Raw genomic sequence first — 15,202 nt, 5'->3', positions numbered from 1 at the left:
GGCGTCAGCGCAGCAGCGGCCGGATGGCGGCCAGCAGGTCTTCCTGGGATTCGCCGTCCGCCGCCAGCCAGACCGCTTTGCCTTGCTGGTCAAAGGCGTAGATGCCCCGGCTGTGGGCGACTTCGTAAGGCGCGTCGGGATGCTCGGCATCCGGGCGCTCGATCTGGTAGGCCACGCGATAGCGGCGGGCCAGTGCGGCGATGGCGGCCTCATCGCCCGTCAGGCCGATGGCATGGCGGTCGAACTGATCCACATAAGTCTGCAGGATGTCCGGGGTGTCCCGGTGCGGATCGACGCTGATGAACAGGATGCGGACCTGATCCGCCTTGTCCCCCAGTGATTCCGTCACTTGGGCCAGCTGCGCCATGGTGGTCGGACAAATATCCGGGCAGCTGGCATAGCCGAAGAACATCAACACGATCTTGCCAGCGAACGCCTGCTGGGTGACGGCAGCATCACCCGCCCCTTGCAAGGTGAAATTCAGATCCGGCAGAAAACCGCGCACCGGATGGACGGCCGCCAGCGCCAGGCTAAGGCCGCCCACCCACAGGGCCAGACCGGCCACCACCTGTCGGGCGAAGCCTGCGCGGTGTGGGGGCTCCTTTTTGTCGCCGGGCCGTCCCAAGGCAAAAAGCGCCCCCTTGGGGGGCAGCAAGCGGGCGAAGCCCGCGCGGCGTGGGGGTTCTTTTTTTGCCGCCGGGCCGTCCCCAGGCAAAAAGCGCCCCCTTGGGGGGCAGCAAGCGGGCGAAGCCTGCGCGGTGTGGGGGCTCCTTTTTGCCGCCGGGCCGTCCCCAGGCAAAAAGCGCCCCCTTGGGGGGCAGCAAGCGGGCGAAGCCCGCGCGGCGTGGGGGCTCTTTACTCATTGTGTTTCGACTAAACCGCTGTGGCGCAGCAGCGCGTCCAGCGAGGGGTCCCGGCCCCGGAAGGCGCGGAAGGAATCCGCGGCCGGGCGGGCGCCGCCGACGGCGATGATCTCGTCCAGGTAACGACGGCAGGTGTCTGCATCGAATACGTTGCGCGTACCGTCCGGCTGCGCCTGCGCGTGCTCTTCAAAAGCGGCAAAGGCATCGGCGGACAGCACCTCGGCCCATTTGTAGCTGTAGTAGCCAGCGCCGTAGCCGCCTGCAAACAGATGCGAGAAAGCATGCGGGAAGCGGTGCCAGGCCGGGGGAATCAGCAGGGCGACTTCCTGGCGCACTTGATCCAGGGTATCGAGTACGGCACTGATGGACAGGCCATGGGTCTGCGTGTGGATCAGCATGTCAAAGAGCGAGAATTCCACCTGGCGCAGCGTCTGCAGGCCGCTTTGGAAATTGCGGGCGGCCGTCAGCTTGTCATAGAGCGCCCGGGGCAGCGATTCGCCGGTATCCGCATGCCGGGTCAGGGATTTCAGCACGCCCCATTCCCAGCAGAAATTTTCCATGAATTGCGAGGGCAGTTCGATGGCGTCCCATTCCACGGCGGCAAAGGCAGCGGCGCCCGGTTCATCGACCCGGGACAGCAGCGTGTGCATGGCGTGCCCGCTTTCGTGGAACAGCGTGATGACCTCGTCGTGGGTCAGTTGGGCTTCGCGGCCGTCATGGGGGGCGGAGAAATTGCAGGTCAGCCAGGCCAAAGGCCGGTGCAGGGTGTCGCCGTGACGGCGGCGGCTGCGTTCGCTGTCCACCCAGGCGCCGCCCTGCTTGCCGGGGCGGGCATACAGGTCCATGCCCAGGCGGCCCAGTTCCTGCCCTTGGGCGTCCAGCACTTGATAGATGCGGGCGTCCGGGTGCCAGGCAGGGGCGTCGCAAGCCTGCAGCCGCACGCCGAAGAGGGTGTGGATGACGTCGAACAGGCCTGCCAAGACCTGGGATTCGGTGAAATAGGGGCGCAGCTCTTCGTCGGAATAGGCGTAGCGCTGTTCACGCAGCCGCTCGGATGCGTAGGCGATGTCCCAGGGTTCCAGCGTATCCAGGCCCAGATGCTGCGCGGCAAAGCTGCGCAGTTCCGCCAGATCGCGCTGGGCGCTGGGGCGCGCCTTGGCAGCGAGTTCGCGCAGGAAGCCCAAGACTTGCGGCGCGCTGTCGGCCATGCGGGTTTCCAGCCGCAGGGCGGCGAAATCAGGATGGCCCAGCAGGGTGGCTTCTTCGGCGCGCAGCGCCAGCAGCGATTCGATGGATTCCGAGTTGTCGAAGGCCGGATCGCCCTGGTCGGAGGCGCGGGTGGCGTAGGCGCGATAGACCGTCAGACGCAGGTCCCGGTCCTGGGCATGCTGCATGACGGGCAGGTAGCAGGGCATGTGCAGCGTCAGTTTCCAGCCGTCTTCTGAGGCGGATTGGGCCAGTTGGCGAGCGCTGGCGATCACGCTGTCGGGCAGGCCCTTGAGGCGGGCTTCGTCGGTGATCAGCAAGGACCAGCCATCCGTGGCGTCCATCACGTTTTCGGAAAACTTCTGCGCAACCTGGGCCTGCAGATCTGCATTGCGGGCGTAGGTGTCGCGGGCTTGACCTTGCAGCTCGACGCCGCTCAGGCGGAAATCACGCAAGGCCAGATCGACGATGCGCTGGCGCGTGGGGGACAGCTCGGCATAGGCGGGGCTGGCAGCCAGCGCACGATAACGTTCGTAGAGCCCTCGGTGCAGGCCGACCCAGGTGGAAAATTCGCTCATGAGCGGCAGGCAGGCGTTGTACGCAGCCCGCAGTTCCGGGGTGTTGACCACGCTGTTCAGGTGGCCGGCGATGGACCAGGCCCGATGCAGGCGCTCTGAAGGGTCTTCGATGACTTCGACCAGGTTCTCCCAGTTGGGTGACTGAGGCTGGTCTGCTGCCGCTTCGATGGCAGCGCGGGTGTCGGCGATCAGTTCGCGGACCGCGGGCTCGATGTGCGCTGGACGTACCGCGCCGTAATCGACGGCGGCCTCAGCAGGAGAGAGGAGGGGATTTTGCGCGGAAATCGATTTGGATGTCATGGGCGGCACATGGGGGCGGATGCCCCCGATTTCAAGCTTTGAGCGTACGTTCGGCAGCTTCCAGGGTGTTGACCAACAGCATGGCGATGGTCATGGGACCCACGCCGCCGGGCACGGGCGTGATGGCGGCGGCCACCTGGGCGGCGGATTCGAAATCCACGTCGCCGGCCAGCTTGCCCGAGGGCAGGCGGTTGATGCCGACGTCGATCACAACGGCGCCCGGTTTGACCATGTCGCCGCGGACGATGCCGGGCTTGCCCGTGGCCACGACCAGCACGTCGGCGCGACGCGTCTGGGCGCCCAGGTCCTGAGTCTTGGAGTTGCACAAGGTGACGGTGGCGCCGGCGGCCAGCAGCAGCATGGCCATGGGTTTGCCGACGATATTGCTGGCGCCGACGATCACGGCCTCGGCGCCGCGCAGCGGCACGTTTTCCGATTCCAGCATCTTCATGACGCCGTAAGGCGTGCAGGGGCGAAACAGAGGGCGGCCGGTCATCAGCAAACCTGCATTGCTGACGTGAAAGCCGTCGACGTCCTTGGAGGCGCTGATGGTCTCGATCACCAGGCCGGTGTCGATGTGTCCTGGCAGCGGCAGCTGGACCAGGATGCCGTGGATGGCGGGGTCCTGGTTCAGGGTATCGATGACTTCCAGCAGTTCGCCTTCCGGCGTGTCGGCCCCCAAGGGAATGACGCGCGACAGCATGCCGGCCGCCTCGCAGGCGGCGGCCTTGTTGCGCACGTAGACTTGCGATGCCGGGTCTTCGCCCACCAGCACCACGGCCAGGCCGGGTGTGACGCCTTGGCGTTTGAGTGCCTGGGCGCGTTGCGCCACATCGGCGCGGACGCTGGCGGCCAGGGCCTTGCCGTCGATCAGGCGAGCGCTCATGATCCGGCTTCCTCGGTTCGGGTCAGCGCGATCTTCATCAGGTCGGCGACGGTGGTGACTTCCAGTTTTTCCATGATGTTGGCGCGGTGGGCTTCCACCGTCTTGATGCTGATGTTCAGATCGCCGGCGATCTGCTTGTTCAGGCGGCCTGCCACGATGCGTTCCAGCACCTGCTGTTCGCGGGCCGTGAGGCGGCCCAGCACCGCTTGCTGGTCGCGCTGAGCCTGGGCTTCGCGCACGCGATCGCCGGCCTGGGCCAGCATGCCGGCGACGATGCGCCGCAGATCTGCTTCATTGAAGGGTTTTTCCAGGAAGTCGACGGCGCCTTTCTTCATCGTAGACACCGCCATGGGCACGTCGCCGTGGCCGGTGATGAAGACGATGGGCAGGGGCGCTTTGCGGGCGATCAGAGTTTCCTGCAGTTCCAGGCCGCTCATGCCGGGCATGCGTACATCGGCGATCAGGACGGCGGTCTGGTCCGGGTTGTAGGAATCCAGAAATTCCTCGGCGCCGGCAAAGCTGCGCACGGCGTAGCCGTTGGCTTCGAGCAGCCAGCGCAAGGAGTCGCGGACAGCCTCGTCGTCGTCGACGATGTAGATGATGCTTGAGACTTGAGGGTCGGTCATGCTTGCGTTTCCTCCGGGGATTCTGCCAGTGCGTTCGGGGGCGCCTTGGGCAAGGTAAAGCGGAATATGGTTCCGCCTTCAGGGTTCGGGCTGGCCCACAGGCGCCCATGATGGGATTCGATAATGGTACGGCAGATATTCAGACCCATGCCTAGGCCTTCGGATTTCGTACTGTAAAAGGGCTCGAACAGACGCTCTGGATTGCGCAGTCCATGCCCCCGGTCGATCACGGCGATTTCAATCTGCGGATCCTGATCCGTGATGTTGACGTGCAGGCTGCGATAGTCGCTGTGCTCCATGGCTTCGACGCCATTTTTCAGCAAATTCAACAAGACCTGTTCGATCAGGATGGGGTCGGCCAGCACTTCGGGCATGGGGTCAGGCAGGCTCTGGACGATGTCGATCTGCCGCTTGCGGGCGTCGATATCGGCAAAACCCACGGCGTTTTCCATGATGCGGGTCAAGCCGACCGCCTGGCGGCGCGGCTCGCTGCGTTTCACGAATTCGCGGATGCGGCTGATGATCTTGCCTGCCCGTTCGGCCTGCTGAGAGGCTTTTTCCAGGGCCTGCAGCAGGGATTCGACCGGCGCCTTGCCCGATTTGACCATGGCGACAGCCGCCATATTGTAGTTGCTGATGGCCGTCAGAGGCTGATTCAGTTCATGCGCCAGCGACGAGGCCATTTCGCCCATGGTCGTCAGGCGGCTGGTCAACTGGGCCTTTTCCTGCTGCACGCGGGATTCTTCTTCGTGCTTGCGCCGTTCGGTGATGTCGCGCGCCACCTGCAGGCGCACGCGCCGCGAATCCGTCCAGGCCAGCATGCGGTGATGGACTTCGAACCAGCGTTCTGCCGTGGGCGAGAACAATTCCATGGTCTCGTCGGTGAAGCGTCCCAGCCGGCCGCCCAGCAACTGAGCGTGGCCGTTTGTCTGGGCGCCGAACAGGCGCCGGTAGGTGCGGTTGGCGAACAGCAGTTCCAGGCCTTCGGAGGTGTCGGCGACGACCGAGATGGCGTCGTCCAGACCTTCCAGCACCGTCATGAAGCGCTCGTGCGCCGCCGTCAGGGCTTCGCGGATGCGCTTGGGTTCGGTGATGTCGGTCATGGACGTCATCCAGCCGATCTGCTCGCCGTTGGGGTCGCGCAGCGGCGAGACATACATGCGGGCGGTGAAGCGCGAACCGTCGCGGCGTTGCGCCTCGATTTCCAGGCCGCTGCTGGGGGTGCGGCCCGACAATAGCTGGGCCAGGGTTTCGCGGTGGTGGTCGTGGCGGCCCGGCAGCCAATAGGGAAAGGGCGCGGTGCGGCCGATCAGATCAGCCTCGTTCCAGCCGATCATGCGGCAAAAGGCCGGATTCACGTAGGCGATGCGGCCCTGCATGTCGAAGACGCGCATGCCGGTAGACATGGAATTTTCCATGGCGCGGCGAAAGCCGGTTTCCGCAATCAGTGCGGCTTCGGCCAGCGTGCGAAAGCGCGTGTAGCGCCACAGGGCCAGCAGGCTGAAGACAATCACCAGTGACAGGGCGAACACCACCATCATCAAGCGCTGCTGGCGGGTTTCCTGGTCGATGGTGACGAACATCACGCTATCGCTTTGCAGGCGCTGCAACCAGATGAAGGCGCCCATCACGCACAGGTATAGCACCAGCACGAGGGCCGGGGTCAGCCAGTACAGGCGGCGGCTATGACGGGCGTGTTCATAGAACGTCGTCGGAATCAGGGACTTGCGGTTTGGGTTTGCCATGGCCATGATGGTCTTGCGATAGCGCCATTTTAGACGGGAAATCACTATTCAATATTTCACATAATAAAAATTCATACCACGAGGTGAAATTTTGCTTGTATTGAACCTGGGTCTTTCCTAGAATGGGCACAGGCGCCAGGACTCCTGGATGCGTTCGTGTGCAGAGCGCCTCCGATGTTCGGCTCAAATTATCAGGCGGGCGCGATGTGTGGTCGCGCTCTCGAACCACACCCCAGGAGACACGCACTATGTCCTCTCTTGATCAAGTCCAGACCGCCGTGGCGGATCCCGATCAACAAGAAACGCAGGAATGGCTCGACGCCCTCGAAGCCGTACTCGACCGGGAAGGCGCCGAACGGGCCCACTTCCTGATCGAAAATCTGATCGATCTTGCCCGCCGTTCCGGCGCCCACATCCCGTATTCCTTGAATACGGCGTATGTGAATACGATTCCTCCTGGGTTGGAGCCTCCGCATCCCGGCAATATGGTGCTGGAAGAGCGCATCCGTTCCTACATTCGCTGGAACGCGATGGCGATGGTGGTCAAGGCCAACAAGGTCGAACCGGCCGATGGCGGCAGCCTGGGCGGGCATATTGCGTCCTTTGCCTCGCTGGCCACGATGATCGAGTGCGGTCAGAACCACTTCTGGCGCGCCGAATCCCAGGATCACGGCGGCGATCTGATCTACTTCCAGGGGCATTCTTCTCCCGGCATGTATTCCCGCGCCTTCCTTGAAGGTCGCCTGACGGAAGAAAACCTGGACTGGTTTCGCCAGGAAGTCGGCGGCAAGGGCAAGGGCCTGTCGTCCTACCCGCACCCGAAACTGATGCCCAGCTTCTGGCAGTTTTCCACGGTGTCCATGGGCCTGGGGCCCATGATGGCCATCTATCAGGCCCGCTTCCTGAAATACCTGCATGCGCGCGGGCTGGCCAACACGGCGGAACGCAAGGTCTGGGTATTCCTGGGCGACGGTGAAATCGACGAACCCGAATCCCTGGCCGCTATCGGCCTGGCCTCGCGGGAAAAACTCGACAATCTGATTTTCGTCGTCAACTGCAATCTGCAGCGCCTGGATGGCCCGGTGCGCGGCAACGGCAAGATCATCCAGGAACTGGAAGGCGCTTTCCGCGGCAATGGCTGGAACGTACTGAAGCTGATCTGGGGCGGGTATTGGGATCCCCTGTTCGCTCGTGACAAGGAAGGCATCCTGCGCCGTGTCATGGAAGAAACCGTCGACGGTGAATACCAGGCCTACAAGGCCAATGACGGCAAGTTCGTGCGCGAAAAATTCTTTGGGAAGCACCCGAAGCTGCTGGAAATGGTCAGCCGCATGAGCGACGAAGACGTCTGGCGTCTGAACCGGGGCGGTCACGATCCGCACAAGGTCTATGCGGCGTTTGCCGCAGCCGTCGGCCATAAGGGCCAACCGTCGGTGATCCTGGCCAAGACCATCAAGGGCTACGGCATGGGTCACGTGGGGCAGGCGAAAAACCCCACCCACCAGCAGAAAAAACTAGATATCGATTCCGTGCGCGAATTCCGCGACCGCTTCAATATCCCCATCCCCGACGATCAGGTCGATCAGATCCCGTACTTCAAGCCGGCCGACGACTCGCCGGAAATGAAATACCTGCACGAACACCGTCAGGCGCTGGGCGGCTATCTGCCGCACCGCCGTGTGAAAGCCGACGAGTCCCTGCCAGTGCCGGCGCTGGACGCCTTCAAGGCCGTGCTGGAACCCACCGCCGAAGGGCGTGAAATCTCCACCACCCAGGCTTTCGTGCGGGTGCTGAACCAGATCCTGCGCGATAAGGATCTCGCCCCGCGCGTCGTCCCCATCCTGGTCGACGAGTCGCGTACCTTTGGTATGGAAGGCCTGTTCCGTCAGATCGGCATCTACGCCCCCGAAGGCCAGAAATACGTGCCGGTGGACAAGGGCCAGGTGATGTATTACCGCGAAGCGGAAAACGGCCAGCTGCTGCAAGAAGGCATCAACGAAGCCGGTGGTTTCAGCTCCTGGATTGCGGCGGCCACGTCGTATTCCGTCAGCAACACCATCATGATCCCGTTCTTCATCTATTACTCGATGTTCGGGTTCCAGCGCTTTGGCGATCATGCCTGGGCGGCGGGCGACATGCTGGCGCGCGGCTTTGTGCTGGGTGGCACGGCGGGTCGCACGACCCTGAACGGCGAAGGCCTGCAGCACGAAGACGGTCACAGCCATATCCAGGCCTCCTTGATCCCCAATTGCGTGGCCTACGACCCGGCCTTTGCGCACGAAGTCGCGGTCATCATCCGCAGCGGTCTGCAACGCATGATGCACGATCAGGAAGACGTGTTCTTCTACATCACGGTGATGAACGAGAACTATGCGCAACCTGGCCTGAAAAAGGGTGACGAAGACGGCATCCTGCGCGGCATGTACAAGCTGCAGTCCAGCGCCAAGGCGGCCAAGACCCATGTGCAGTTGATGGGCTCGGGCACGATTCTGCGCGAAGTTCTGGCGGCCCAGGAACTGCTGGAAAAAGACTGGGGCGTGACTTCCGATGTCTGGAGCGCGACCAGTTTCACGGAACTGCGCCGCAACGGCCTGGACGTCGAGCGCCACAATCTGCTGCATCCGACCGAACCGGCTCAGGTGCCTTATGTGACCCAGCAACTGAAGGGCACTCAGGGTCCGATCATTGTGTCGACCGACTACATCAAGGCCTATGGCGACATGATCCGCGCCTTCATCCCCGACGGGCGCCACTTCAAGGTTCTGGGTACCGACGGGTTCGGCCGCTCGGACTTCCGTTCCGAGCTGCGCAAGCACTTCGAAATCGATCGTCATTTCATCGTCCTGGCAGCCTTGCGCAGTCTGGCCGACGAGGGTTCGATCGATATCAAGAAATGCGCCGAAGCCATTGCCAAATACGGGATTGAAGCCGATAAGGCCAACCCGCATCACGCCTAAGGAGGACGAGGAACATGAGCATCGTGGAAATCAAAGTCCCCGACATCGGTGATTTCGACCAGGTCGACGTCATCGAGGTCCTAGTGGCTGTGGGCGATACCATCCAGGCCGAACAGAGCCTGATCACGGTGGAATCCGACAAGGCCTCCATGGAAATCCCCGCCTCTCAGGGCGGGGTGGTCAAGACCATCAAGATCAAGGTCGGCGACAAAGTCACGGAAGGTTCCGTGATTTTGGAAGTCGAAGCCGCCGAAGGCGCTGCAGCGGCGGAAGCGCCGCCAGCCGAGGCGCCCAAGGCTGCTGCTGCAGCTCCCGCTCCGGCGCCCGCTGCTGCTGCCCCGGCGCCTGTGGCTGCAACGCCCCCTGCGCCGGCGGCTGCGGCTCCGGTGATGGCCTCCAGCGCACCGGACCGGACTTCCCCGACGGCTGCCTTTGCCGAAGCGGACGTGCCTTTGCGCAACCTGCCGCACGCCTCGCCGTCGGTGCGGCATTTCGCCCGCGAGCTGGGTGTCAATCTGGCGCAGGTGACCGGCAGCGGTTTGAAAAACCGCATCACAGCCGACGATATCCGGGCGTACGTCAAGCAGGCCCTGTCCACCGGCGGCGCCAGCCCCGTGGGGTCAACCTTGCCGGCAGGCGAGGGCTTCAGTGTCCTGGGCTGGCCCAAGGTCGATTTCGCCAAGTTCGGCGAAGTCGAAGCCAAGCCCCTGTCGCGCATCAAGAAAATTTCCGGCGCCAATCTGCACCGCAACTGGGTCATGATTCCCCACGTCACCAATAACGACGTGGCCGACATCACTGAACTGGAAGCCCTGCGCCAGCAGTTGAACGCCGAAAACAAAAAGGCCGGCGTCAAGCTCACCATGTTGGCCTTCCTGATCAAGGCCGTTGTTGCGGCGCTGAAGAAATTCCCGGAATTCAATGCTTCGCTGGATGGCGATAATCTGGTGTTGAAGCACTACTATCATGTCGGTTTCGCCGCCGACACGCCCAACGGGCTGGTGGTGCCGGTGATTCGCGATGCGGATAAAAAGGGTGTGTTGCAGCTGGCTGCCGAAACCTCAGAATTGGCGGCTCAGGCCCGTGACGGTAAATTGTCGCCTGCGCAGATGCAAGGCGGCTGCTTCTCGATCTCGTCTCTGGGCGGTATCGGCGGCACCGACTTCACGCCCATCATCAACGCGCCCGAAGTCGCCATTCTGGGGGTGTCGCGGTCGTCCATGCAGCCGGTCTGGGACGGCGCCGCCTTCCAGCCGCGCCTGATGCTGCCGCTCTCGCTGTCCTATGATCACCGTGTGATCGACGGGGCCGCTGCCGCTCGCTTCAATGCCTATCTGGCCGGTCTGCTGGCGGATTTCCGCCGCATCATCCTGTAAGGGGGATCGCATGAGTCTCAAGGACGTCAACGTACCGGACATTGGCGATTTCGATCAGGTCGATGTGATTGAAATCCTGGTGGCCGTGGGCGACACCATCGCCCTGGAACAAAGCCTGATCACGGTGGAATCCGACAAGGCCTCCATGGAAATCCCGGCCGATCAGGGCGGGGTGGTCAAGGAAATCCTGATCAAGGTCGGCGACAAGGTCGCGCAAGGCACGACCATTCTGCGGGTCGAGGCCAGCGGCGCTGCCGCTGAGCCGGCTGCAAAAGCAGCGGAACCGGCGCCTGCCGCAGCAGCAGCGCCTGCTGCTGCGCCGCAGGCAGCCGTTCCGGCGCCGACAGCGGCCAGCTTCGCCGGCGCGGCGGATGCGGATTGCGATGTGCTGGTTCTGGGCGCGGGGCCTGGCGGTTATTCAGCAGCCTTTCGGGCGGCTGATCTGGGCCTGAAGGTCGTTCTGGTCGAGCGCTATGCCACTCTGGGCGGCGTCTGCCTGAATGTCGGCTGCATTCCCTCCAAGGCCTTGCTGCATACCGTGGGCGTTCTGGAAGAAGCCAAATCCCTGGCAAGCCACGGCATCAGCTTTGCTGAACCCAAAATCGATCTGGATGCCTTGCGCGGCTACAAGGACGGCGTGGTCGGCAAGCTGACCGGCGGTCTGGCCGGCATGGCCAAGGCCCGCAAGGTCACGGTCGTTCAGGGTGTCGGCGTGTTTGCCGATCCGCATCACCTGACAGTCACCAAAGCCGACGGCGTGCAGACCACGGTTAAATTCGCGTCGGCCATCATCGCCGCCGGCAGCCAATCCGTGAAACTGCCGTTCCTGCCGGATGATCCGCGCATTGTGGACTCCACCGGGGCGCTGGCGCTCAAGGCCATTCCGCAGCGCATGCTGATCGTGGGCGGGGGCATCATCGGCCTGGAAATGGGGACGGTCTATTCCGCGCTGGGCGCTCGCCTGGATGTCGTGGAAATGCTGCCGACCCTGATGACGGGTGCGGACCGCGACCTGGTCAAGGTCTGGGACAAGATGAATGCCCAGCGTTTCGATCACGTCATGCTCAATACCAAGACTGTGGCTGCCGAGGCCAAGGACGATGGCATCTGGGTGACATTCGAAGGTGAAGCCGCCCCGAAAGAACCTCAGCGCTACGACCTGGTGCTGCAGGCCGTGGGCCGTGCGCCCAACGGCAAAAAGATCGGTGCGGAAAACGCCGGGGTGGCGGTCAGCGATCGCGGTTTCATCACCGTGGACAAGCAGATGCGCACCAATGTGCCGCACATCTACGCCATCGGCGATATCGTCGGGCAGCCCATGCTGGCCCACAAGGCGGTTCACGAGGCCCATGTGGCGGCGGAAGTCATCGCGGGCGAAAAGGCTTATTTCGATGCGCGCGTCATTCCGTCCGTCGCTTACACGGATCCGGAAGTCGCCTGGGTCGGTCTGACCGAGGAAGAGGCCAAGAAACAGGGCGTTGCCCTGAAGAAAGGCCTGTTCCCCTGGCAGGCATCCGGTCGGGCGATCGCCAATGGCCGCGACGAAGGCTTCACCAAACTGCTGTTCGATGCCGAGACCGGCCGCATTCTGGGCGGTGGCATCGTCGGCACGCATGCGGGCGACCTGATCAGCGAAGTCGCTCTGGCCATCGAAATGGGTGCGGATTCCGTGGATATCGGCAAGACCATCCACCCGCACCCGACCTTGGGCGAATCCGTCGGCATGGCTGCCGAAGTTGCCGACGGCCATTGCACGGACGTGCCTCCGGCTCGTCGAAAGTAGGGGTGTTCCCTAGGTAACAAGACGGCAGGTGCTAATATCGGCACCTGCCGTTTTCTTTTTGATTTTCATTCTCATGTCATCGATTGCTCCCGCCCAAGGCGCTGCGCTGGCCGACTGGCTGGCCTATCTGGAAACCCTGCATCCCAAAGCCATTGATCTGGGCCTGGACCGCATCCGGGCGGTAGCCCAGCGTCTGGAGCTGACGCTGGATTGTGTCAAGATCACCGTGGCTGGCACCAATGGCAAGGGCTCTACCTGCGCCATGCTGGAAGCCATTCTGCTGGACGCCAATTATCGGGTCGGGCAATATACCTCGCCGCACTTGCTGCGGTTCAATGAGCGCATCCGGGTCAACGGCCAAGAGGCTTCTGATGCCGATATCGTGGCGCAGCTGGAGCGCATCGAGGCGATACGGGGCGAGATCACCCTGACCTACTTCGAGATGACGACGCTGGCAGCCTTGCTGCTGTTCCAGGCCTCGAATCTGGACGTGGCCATCTTGGAAGTCGGCCTGGGAGGGCGTCTGGATGCCGTCAATCTGATCGATACGGATTGTGCCATCCTGACCAGCGTGGATCTGGATCACACGGCCTATCTGGGCGACACCCGCGAGGCCATCGGCTGGGAAAAGGCGCATGTGTTCCGCCCCGGCAAGCCGGCGGTCTGTGCTGATCCGGTACCGCCGCAAACCGTCATCGACTACGCCGCCGAGATCGGCGCGGATCTCTGGCGCTTCGGCACGGATTTCAACTATTCCGGCGACCGTCAGCAGTGGGCCTACGGGGGGCGCAGCCAACGCCGTAATGCGCTGGGCTACCCGGCGCTGCGCGGCGCCAATCAGCTGCTGAATGCCTCGGCCGCCCTGGCCGCCCTGGAAAATCTGCGCGAACGGCTGGTGGTCACTCAACAGAATGTGCGACAGGGGCTGCTGCATGTCAGCCTGCCCGGTCGCATGCAGATCCTGCCCGGCCTGCCAGCCACAATCCTGGATGTGGGGCACAACCCGCATGCGGCAGCAGCCGTGGGGCAGAATCTGGACAGCATGGGCCATTATCCGCATACCTATGCTGTGGTCGGCATGTTGCACGACAAGGACATCGAAGCGACATTATCGCGTCTGTCGCGACGAGTGGACCGTTGGCTGTGCGCCACCCTGACAGGGCCGCGCGGCACGACAGGGCAGGAGTTGGCCGACATCGTGCATCGCATCACCGGCGATGTCGCCCCGGTCGATCCTTTTGTCGCTCAGGCGGCGGAAATCAAACGCGGTGACGGAAAACCCGGCGTACGGGCAGCCCCTCGGCCGGCCGTGGCAGCCCGGGATGTGCAGGTTTCCACATTTGACAGTCCGGAACAAGCCTTTGCCGAGGCCCGTAAGCTGGCGACCGACAATGATAGAATTCTTGTATTCGGGTCTTTTGCGACGGTCGGCCCGGTACTTCAAGTCCTGCGCCGTGAAGGCAGGGACGTCCTTTCTTGACCGGGCGGGAACGTCGGCCCGCCCTTGTTGATAACGGGTGAGCTGCACGATGCTTTTTCGTCATGGGACTGACACCGGGAAACGCACCGCTACGCGTGCCGGCGGCGCAACCGAGGCCCAGTTGAAAGAATTGCGCGGCAAGGCCCGCCGCCGCCTGATCGGCGCGCTGGCACTGGTGCTGGCAGCGTTCATCGTCGTGCCTTGGTTGTTCGACGAACCCGTATCGGACGACACGCATGCGCCTGTCGTCGTGCCAGCCACACCAGCTGGCTTGCCGCCACTCGCCGGCAACCCGGCGCCAGCGGATGCCGCCGCGCCTTCAGCTGCGCTCAATACCACCGAAGGTGTGCTGGCCCAAGGCAGCACACCGCCGACGCATACGGATGGGGCAGCGGCAGTCGATGCTTCAGGTGGCGGCGTTCAGAACCCTCAAGCGACGGCGGCGGCCCCGGTGGTTGCGCCTGCGCCGGATACCTCGGTCGCCGCGATTCCTCCTATTCAGCCGCCGGCGCCGCCGCCCGCTGCCAGCAAGCCGTCGGATGAGCCGGTCAAATCCGTGAAACCCGACACCAAGCCGGCGGATCGCACCGATGACGGCTCGGTGGCCTTGGCCCTGTTGTCGGGCAAGTCCCCGGCGGCTGCCAGCAGCAATGCGGCAGCGAAAGCCGGGCAGGGGCGTTACTACCTGCAGGTGGCTGCCTATACGACCGAACAGGATGCCCAGAGCCGCCGTGACAGCCTGCGCCAGTCCGGCGTCACGGATGCCTATGTCGAGCGCGGCCAGTCCGGCGGCCGTACCGTGTATCGTCTGCGCGTCGGCCCCTTCGGCTCGCACGAAGCCGCCCAGGCTGCCCAGGCCCGCCTGCGGGCGCTGGGGTATCAGAATGGCCTGATTTCCGACAAGTGACCAGTTTCGACTACATCGTCCTGTCGGTCGTGGTGGTGTCCTGCCTGATCGGCCTGCTGCGCGGCTTCCTGCGGGAAGTCCTGTCGCTGGTTGCTTACGTGGTGGCTTTCCTATCCGCCATCTGGTGGGGGCCGACGGCGTCTGTCTGGCTCGACACCCTGGTCGAAAACGGTTTGTTGCGCACGCTGGCCGCCTATGGCGCGATCTTCGTCCTGGCGCTGCTGGCTGTCGGGCTGCTGAACATGGCCCTGGGGGCTCTGGTGGATCGCACGGGCCTGACCCCAGCCGATCATGGCCTGGGAGCCGTGTTCGGCGCAGTGCGCGGTCTGGTGCTGGTGCTGGCCCTGGTGGGGCTGGCCGGCTACACGGAACTGCCCCGGGAACCCTGGTGGCAACAGGCGCGCACTGCTGCGGCGCTGACCAAAGGTTTTCAGCAAATCAAACTCCTGCTGCCCGCTGATGTGGCGCAGCTGCTTCCCTATTAAGTCCGGAACT

At 63.5% G+C, this 15,202-nt stretch carries 11 protein-coding genes; 6 read left to right on the top strand and 5 right to left on the bottom strand.

Features of this window, described 5'->3' with window-relative positions:
• Positions 1-4: 4 nt before the first annotated feature.
• From VDP79_RS07170 to VDP79_RS07150, 5 genes are all read right to left on the bottom strand, one after another.
• On the bottom strand, positions 5-568 hold the full coding sequence (locus VDP79_RS07170; protein WP_416233066.1) for an SCO family protein: 564 nt from the start codon (positions 566-568) through the stop codon (positions 5-7).
• 291 nt (positions 569-859) lie between these two features.
• Positions 860-2,947, bottom strand: coding sequence for a M3 family metallopeptidase (locus tag VDP79_RS07165; RefSeq protein WP_323017524.1), 2,088 nt, complete (start codon positions 2,945-2,947; stop codon positions 860-862).
• Positions 2,948-2,978: 31 nt separating this feature from the next.
• Complete coding sequence (gene folD, locus VDP79_RS07160; RefSeq protein ID WP_323017523.1) at positions 2,979-3,833, bottom strand: bifunctional methylenetetrahydrofolate dehydrogenase/methenyltetrahydrofolate cyclohydrolase FolD; 855 nt, start codon at positions 3,831-3,833, stop codon at positions 2,979-2,981.
• Complete coding sequence (locus tag VDP79_RS07155) at positions 3,830-4,459, bottom strand: response regulator transcription factor (RefSeq protein WP_323017522.1); 630 nt, start codon at positions 4,457-4,459, stop codon at positions 3,830-3,832. The genes folD and VDP79_RS07155 overlap by 4 nt, the downstream gene beginning before the upstream one ends.
• Positions 4,456-6,204 carry a PAS domain S-box protein gene (locus VDP79_RS07150; protein WP_323017521.1) on the bottom strand — a complete coding sequence of 583 codons (1,749 nt, stop codon included), beginning with the start codon at positions 6,202-6,204 and terminating at the stop codon, positions 4,456-4,458. Before VDP79_RS07150 ends, VDP79_RS07155 begins: the two co-directional genes overlap by 4 nt.
• A 248-nt stretch (positions 6,205-6,452) precedes the next feature.
• Here VDP79_RS07150 and aceE point away from each other — a divergent pair, with 248 nt between their 5' ends.
• The 6 genes from aceE to VDP79_RS07120 all read left to right on the top strand — a co-directional run bounded on the left by aceE (position 6,453) and on the right by VDP79_RS07120 (position 15,192).
• Positions 6,453-9,161, top strand: coding sequence for a pyruvate dehydrogenase (acetyl-transferring), homodimeric type (gene aceE, locus VDP79_RS07145; RefSeq protein WP_323017520.1), 2,709 nt, complete (start codon positions 6,453-6,455; stop codon positions 9,159-9,161).
• Positions 9,162-9,175: 14 nt separating this feature from the next.
• Positions 9,176-10,537, top strand: a complete 1,362-nt coding sequence (aceF, locus tag VDP79_RS07140; protein WP_323017519.1) for a dihydrolipoyllysine-residue acetyltransferase — start codon at positions 9,176-9,178, stop codon at positions 10,535-10,537.
• 10 nt (positions 10,538-10,547) lie between these two features.
• Entirely contained in the window at positions 10,548-12,320 is a 1,773-nt protein-coding gene (gene lpdA, locus VDP79_RS07135; RefSeq protein WP_323017518.1) for a dihydrolipoyl dehydrogenase, read from the top strand.
• Between the two features lie 73 nt (positions 12,321-12,393).
• Complete coding sequence (gene folC, locus VDP79_RS07130; protein ID WP_323017517.1) at positions 12,394-13,800, top strand: bifunctional tetrahydrofolate synthase/dihydrofolate synthase; 1,407 nt, start codon at positions 12,394-12,396, stop codon at positions 13,798-13,800.
• 49 nt (positions 13,801-13,849) lie between these two features.
• A complete protein-coding gene (locus VDP79_RS07125) occupies positions 13,850-14,707 on the top strand; it encodes an SPOR domain-containing protein (RefSeq protein WP_323017516.1) in 858 nt (285 codons plus the stop codon).
• Entirely contained in the window at positions 14,704-15,192 is a 489-nt protein-coding gene (locus VDP79_RS07120) for a CvpA family protein (RefSeq protein WP_323017515.1), read from the top strand. The genes VDP79_RS07125 and VDP79_RS07120 overlap by 4 nt, the downstream gene beginning before the upstream one ends.
• Positions 15,193-15,202: the final 10 nt, after the last annotated feature.

The sequence above is a fragment of the Castellaniella sp. genome (genome assembly GCF_034675905.1).
Lineage (GTDB): Bacteria > Pseudomonadota > Gammaproteobacteria > Burkholderiales > Burkholderiaceae_B > Castellaniella.
The sequence above is the reverse complement of the archived record's forward strand: the minus strand, read 5'-3'. Positions and strand labels throughout refer to the sequence as shown.

What these genes read in the sequence shown, in the direction of transcription:
- VDP79_RS07165 (WP_323017524.1), bottom strand. Translation starts at nt 2,947, where the DNA reads ATGACATCCAAATCGATTTCCGCGCAAAATCCCCTCCTCTCTCCTGCT.
- folD (WP_323017523.1), bottom strand. Translation starts at nt 3,833, where the DNA reads ATGAGCGCTCGCCTGATCGACGGCAAGGCCCTGGCCGCCAGCGTCCGC.
- VDP79_RS07155 (WP_323017522.1), bottom strand. Translation starts at nt 4,459, where the DNA reads ATGACCGACCCTCAAGTCTCAAGCATCATCTACATCGTCGACGACGAC.
- VDP79_RS07150 (WP_323017521.1), bottom strand. Translation starts at nt 6,204, where the DNA reads ATGGCAAACCCAAACCGCAAGTCCCTGATTCCGACGACGTTCTATGAA.
- aceE (WP_323017520.1), top strand. Translation starts at nt 6,453, where the DNA reads ATGTCCTCTCTTGATCAAGTCCAGACCGCCGTGGCGGATCCCGATCAA.
- aceF (WP_323017519.1), top strand. Translation starts at nt 9,176, where the DNA reads ATGAGCATCGTGGAAATCAAAGTCCCCGACATCGGTGATTTCGACCAG.
- lpdA (WP_323017518.1), top strand. Translation starts at nt 10,548, where the DNA reads ATGAGTCTCAAGGACGTCAACGTACCGGACATTGGCGATTTCGATCAG.
- folC (WP_323017517.1), top strand. Translation starts at nt 12,394, where the DNA reads ATGTCATCGATTGCTCCCGCCCAAGGCGCTGCGCTGGCCGACTGGCTG.
- VDP79_RS07125 (WP_323017516.1), top strand. Translation starts at nt 13,850, where the DNA reads ATGCTTTTTCGTCATGGGACTGACACCGGGAAACGCACCGCTACGCGT.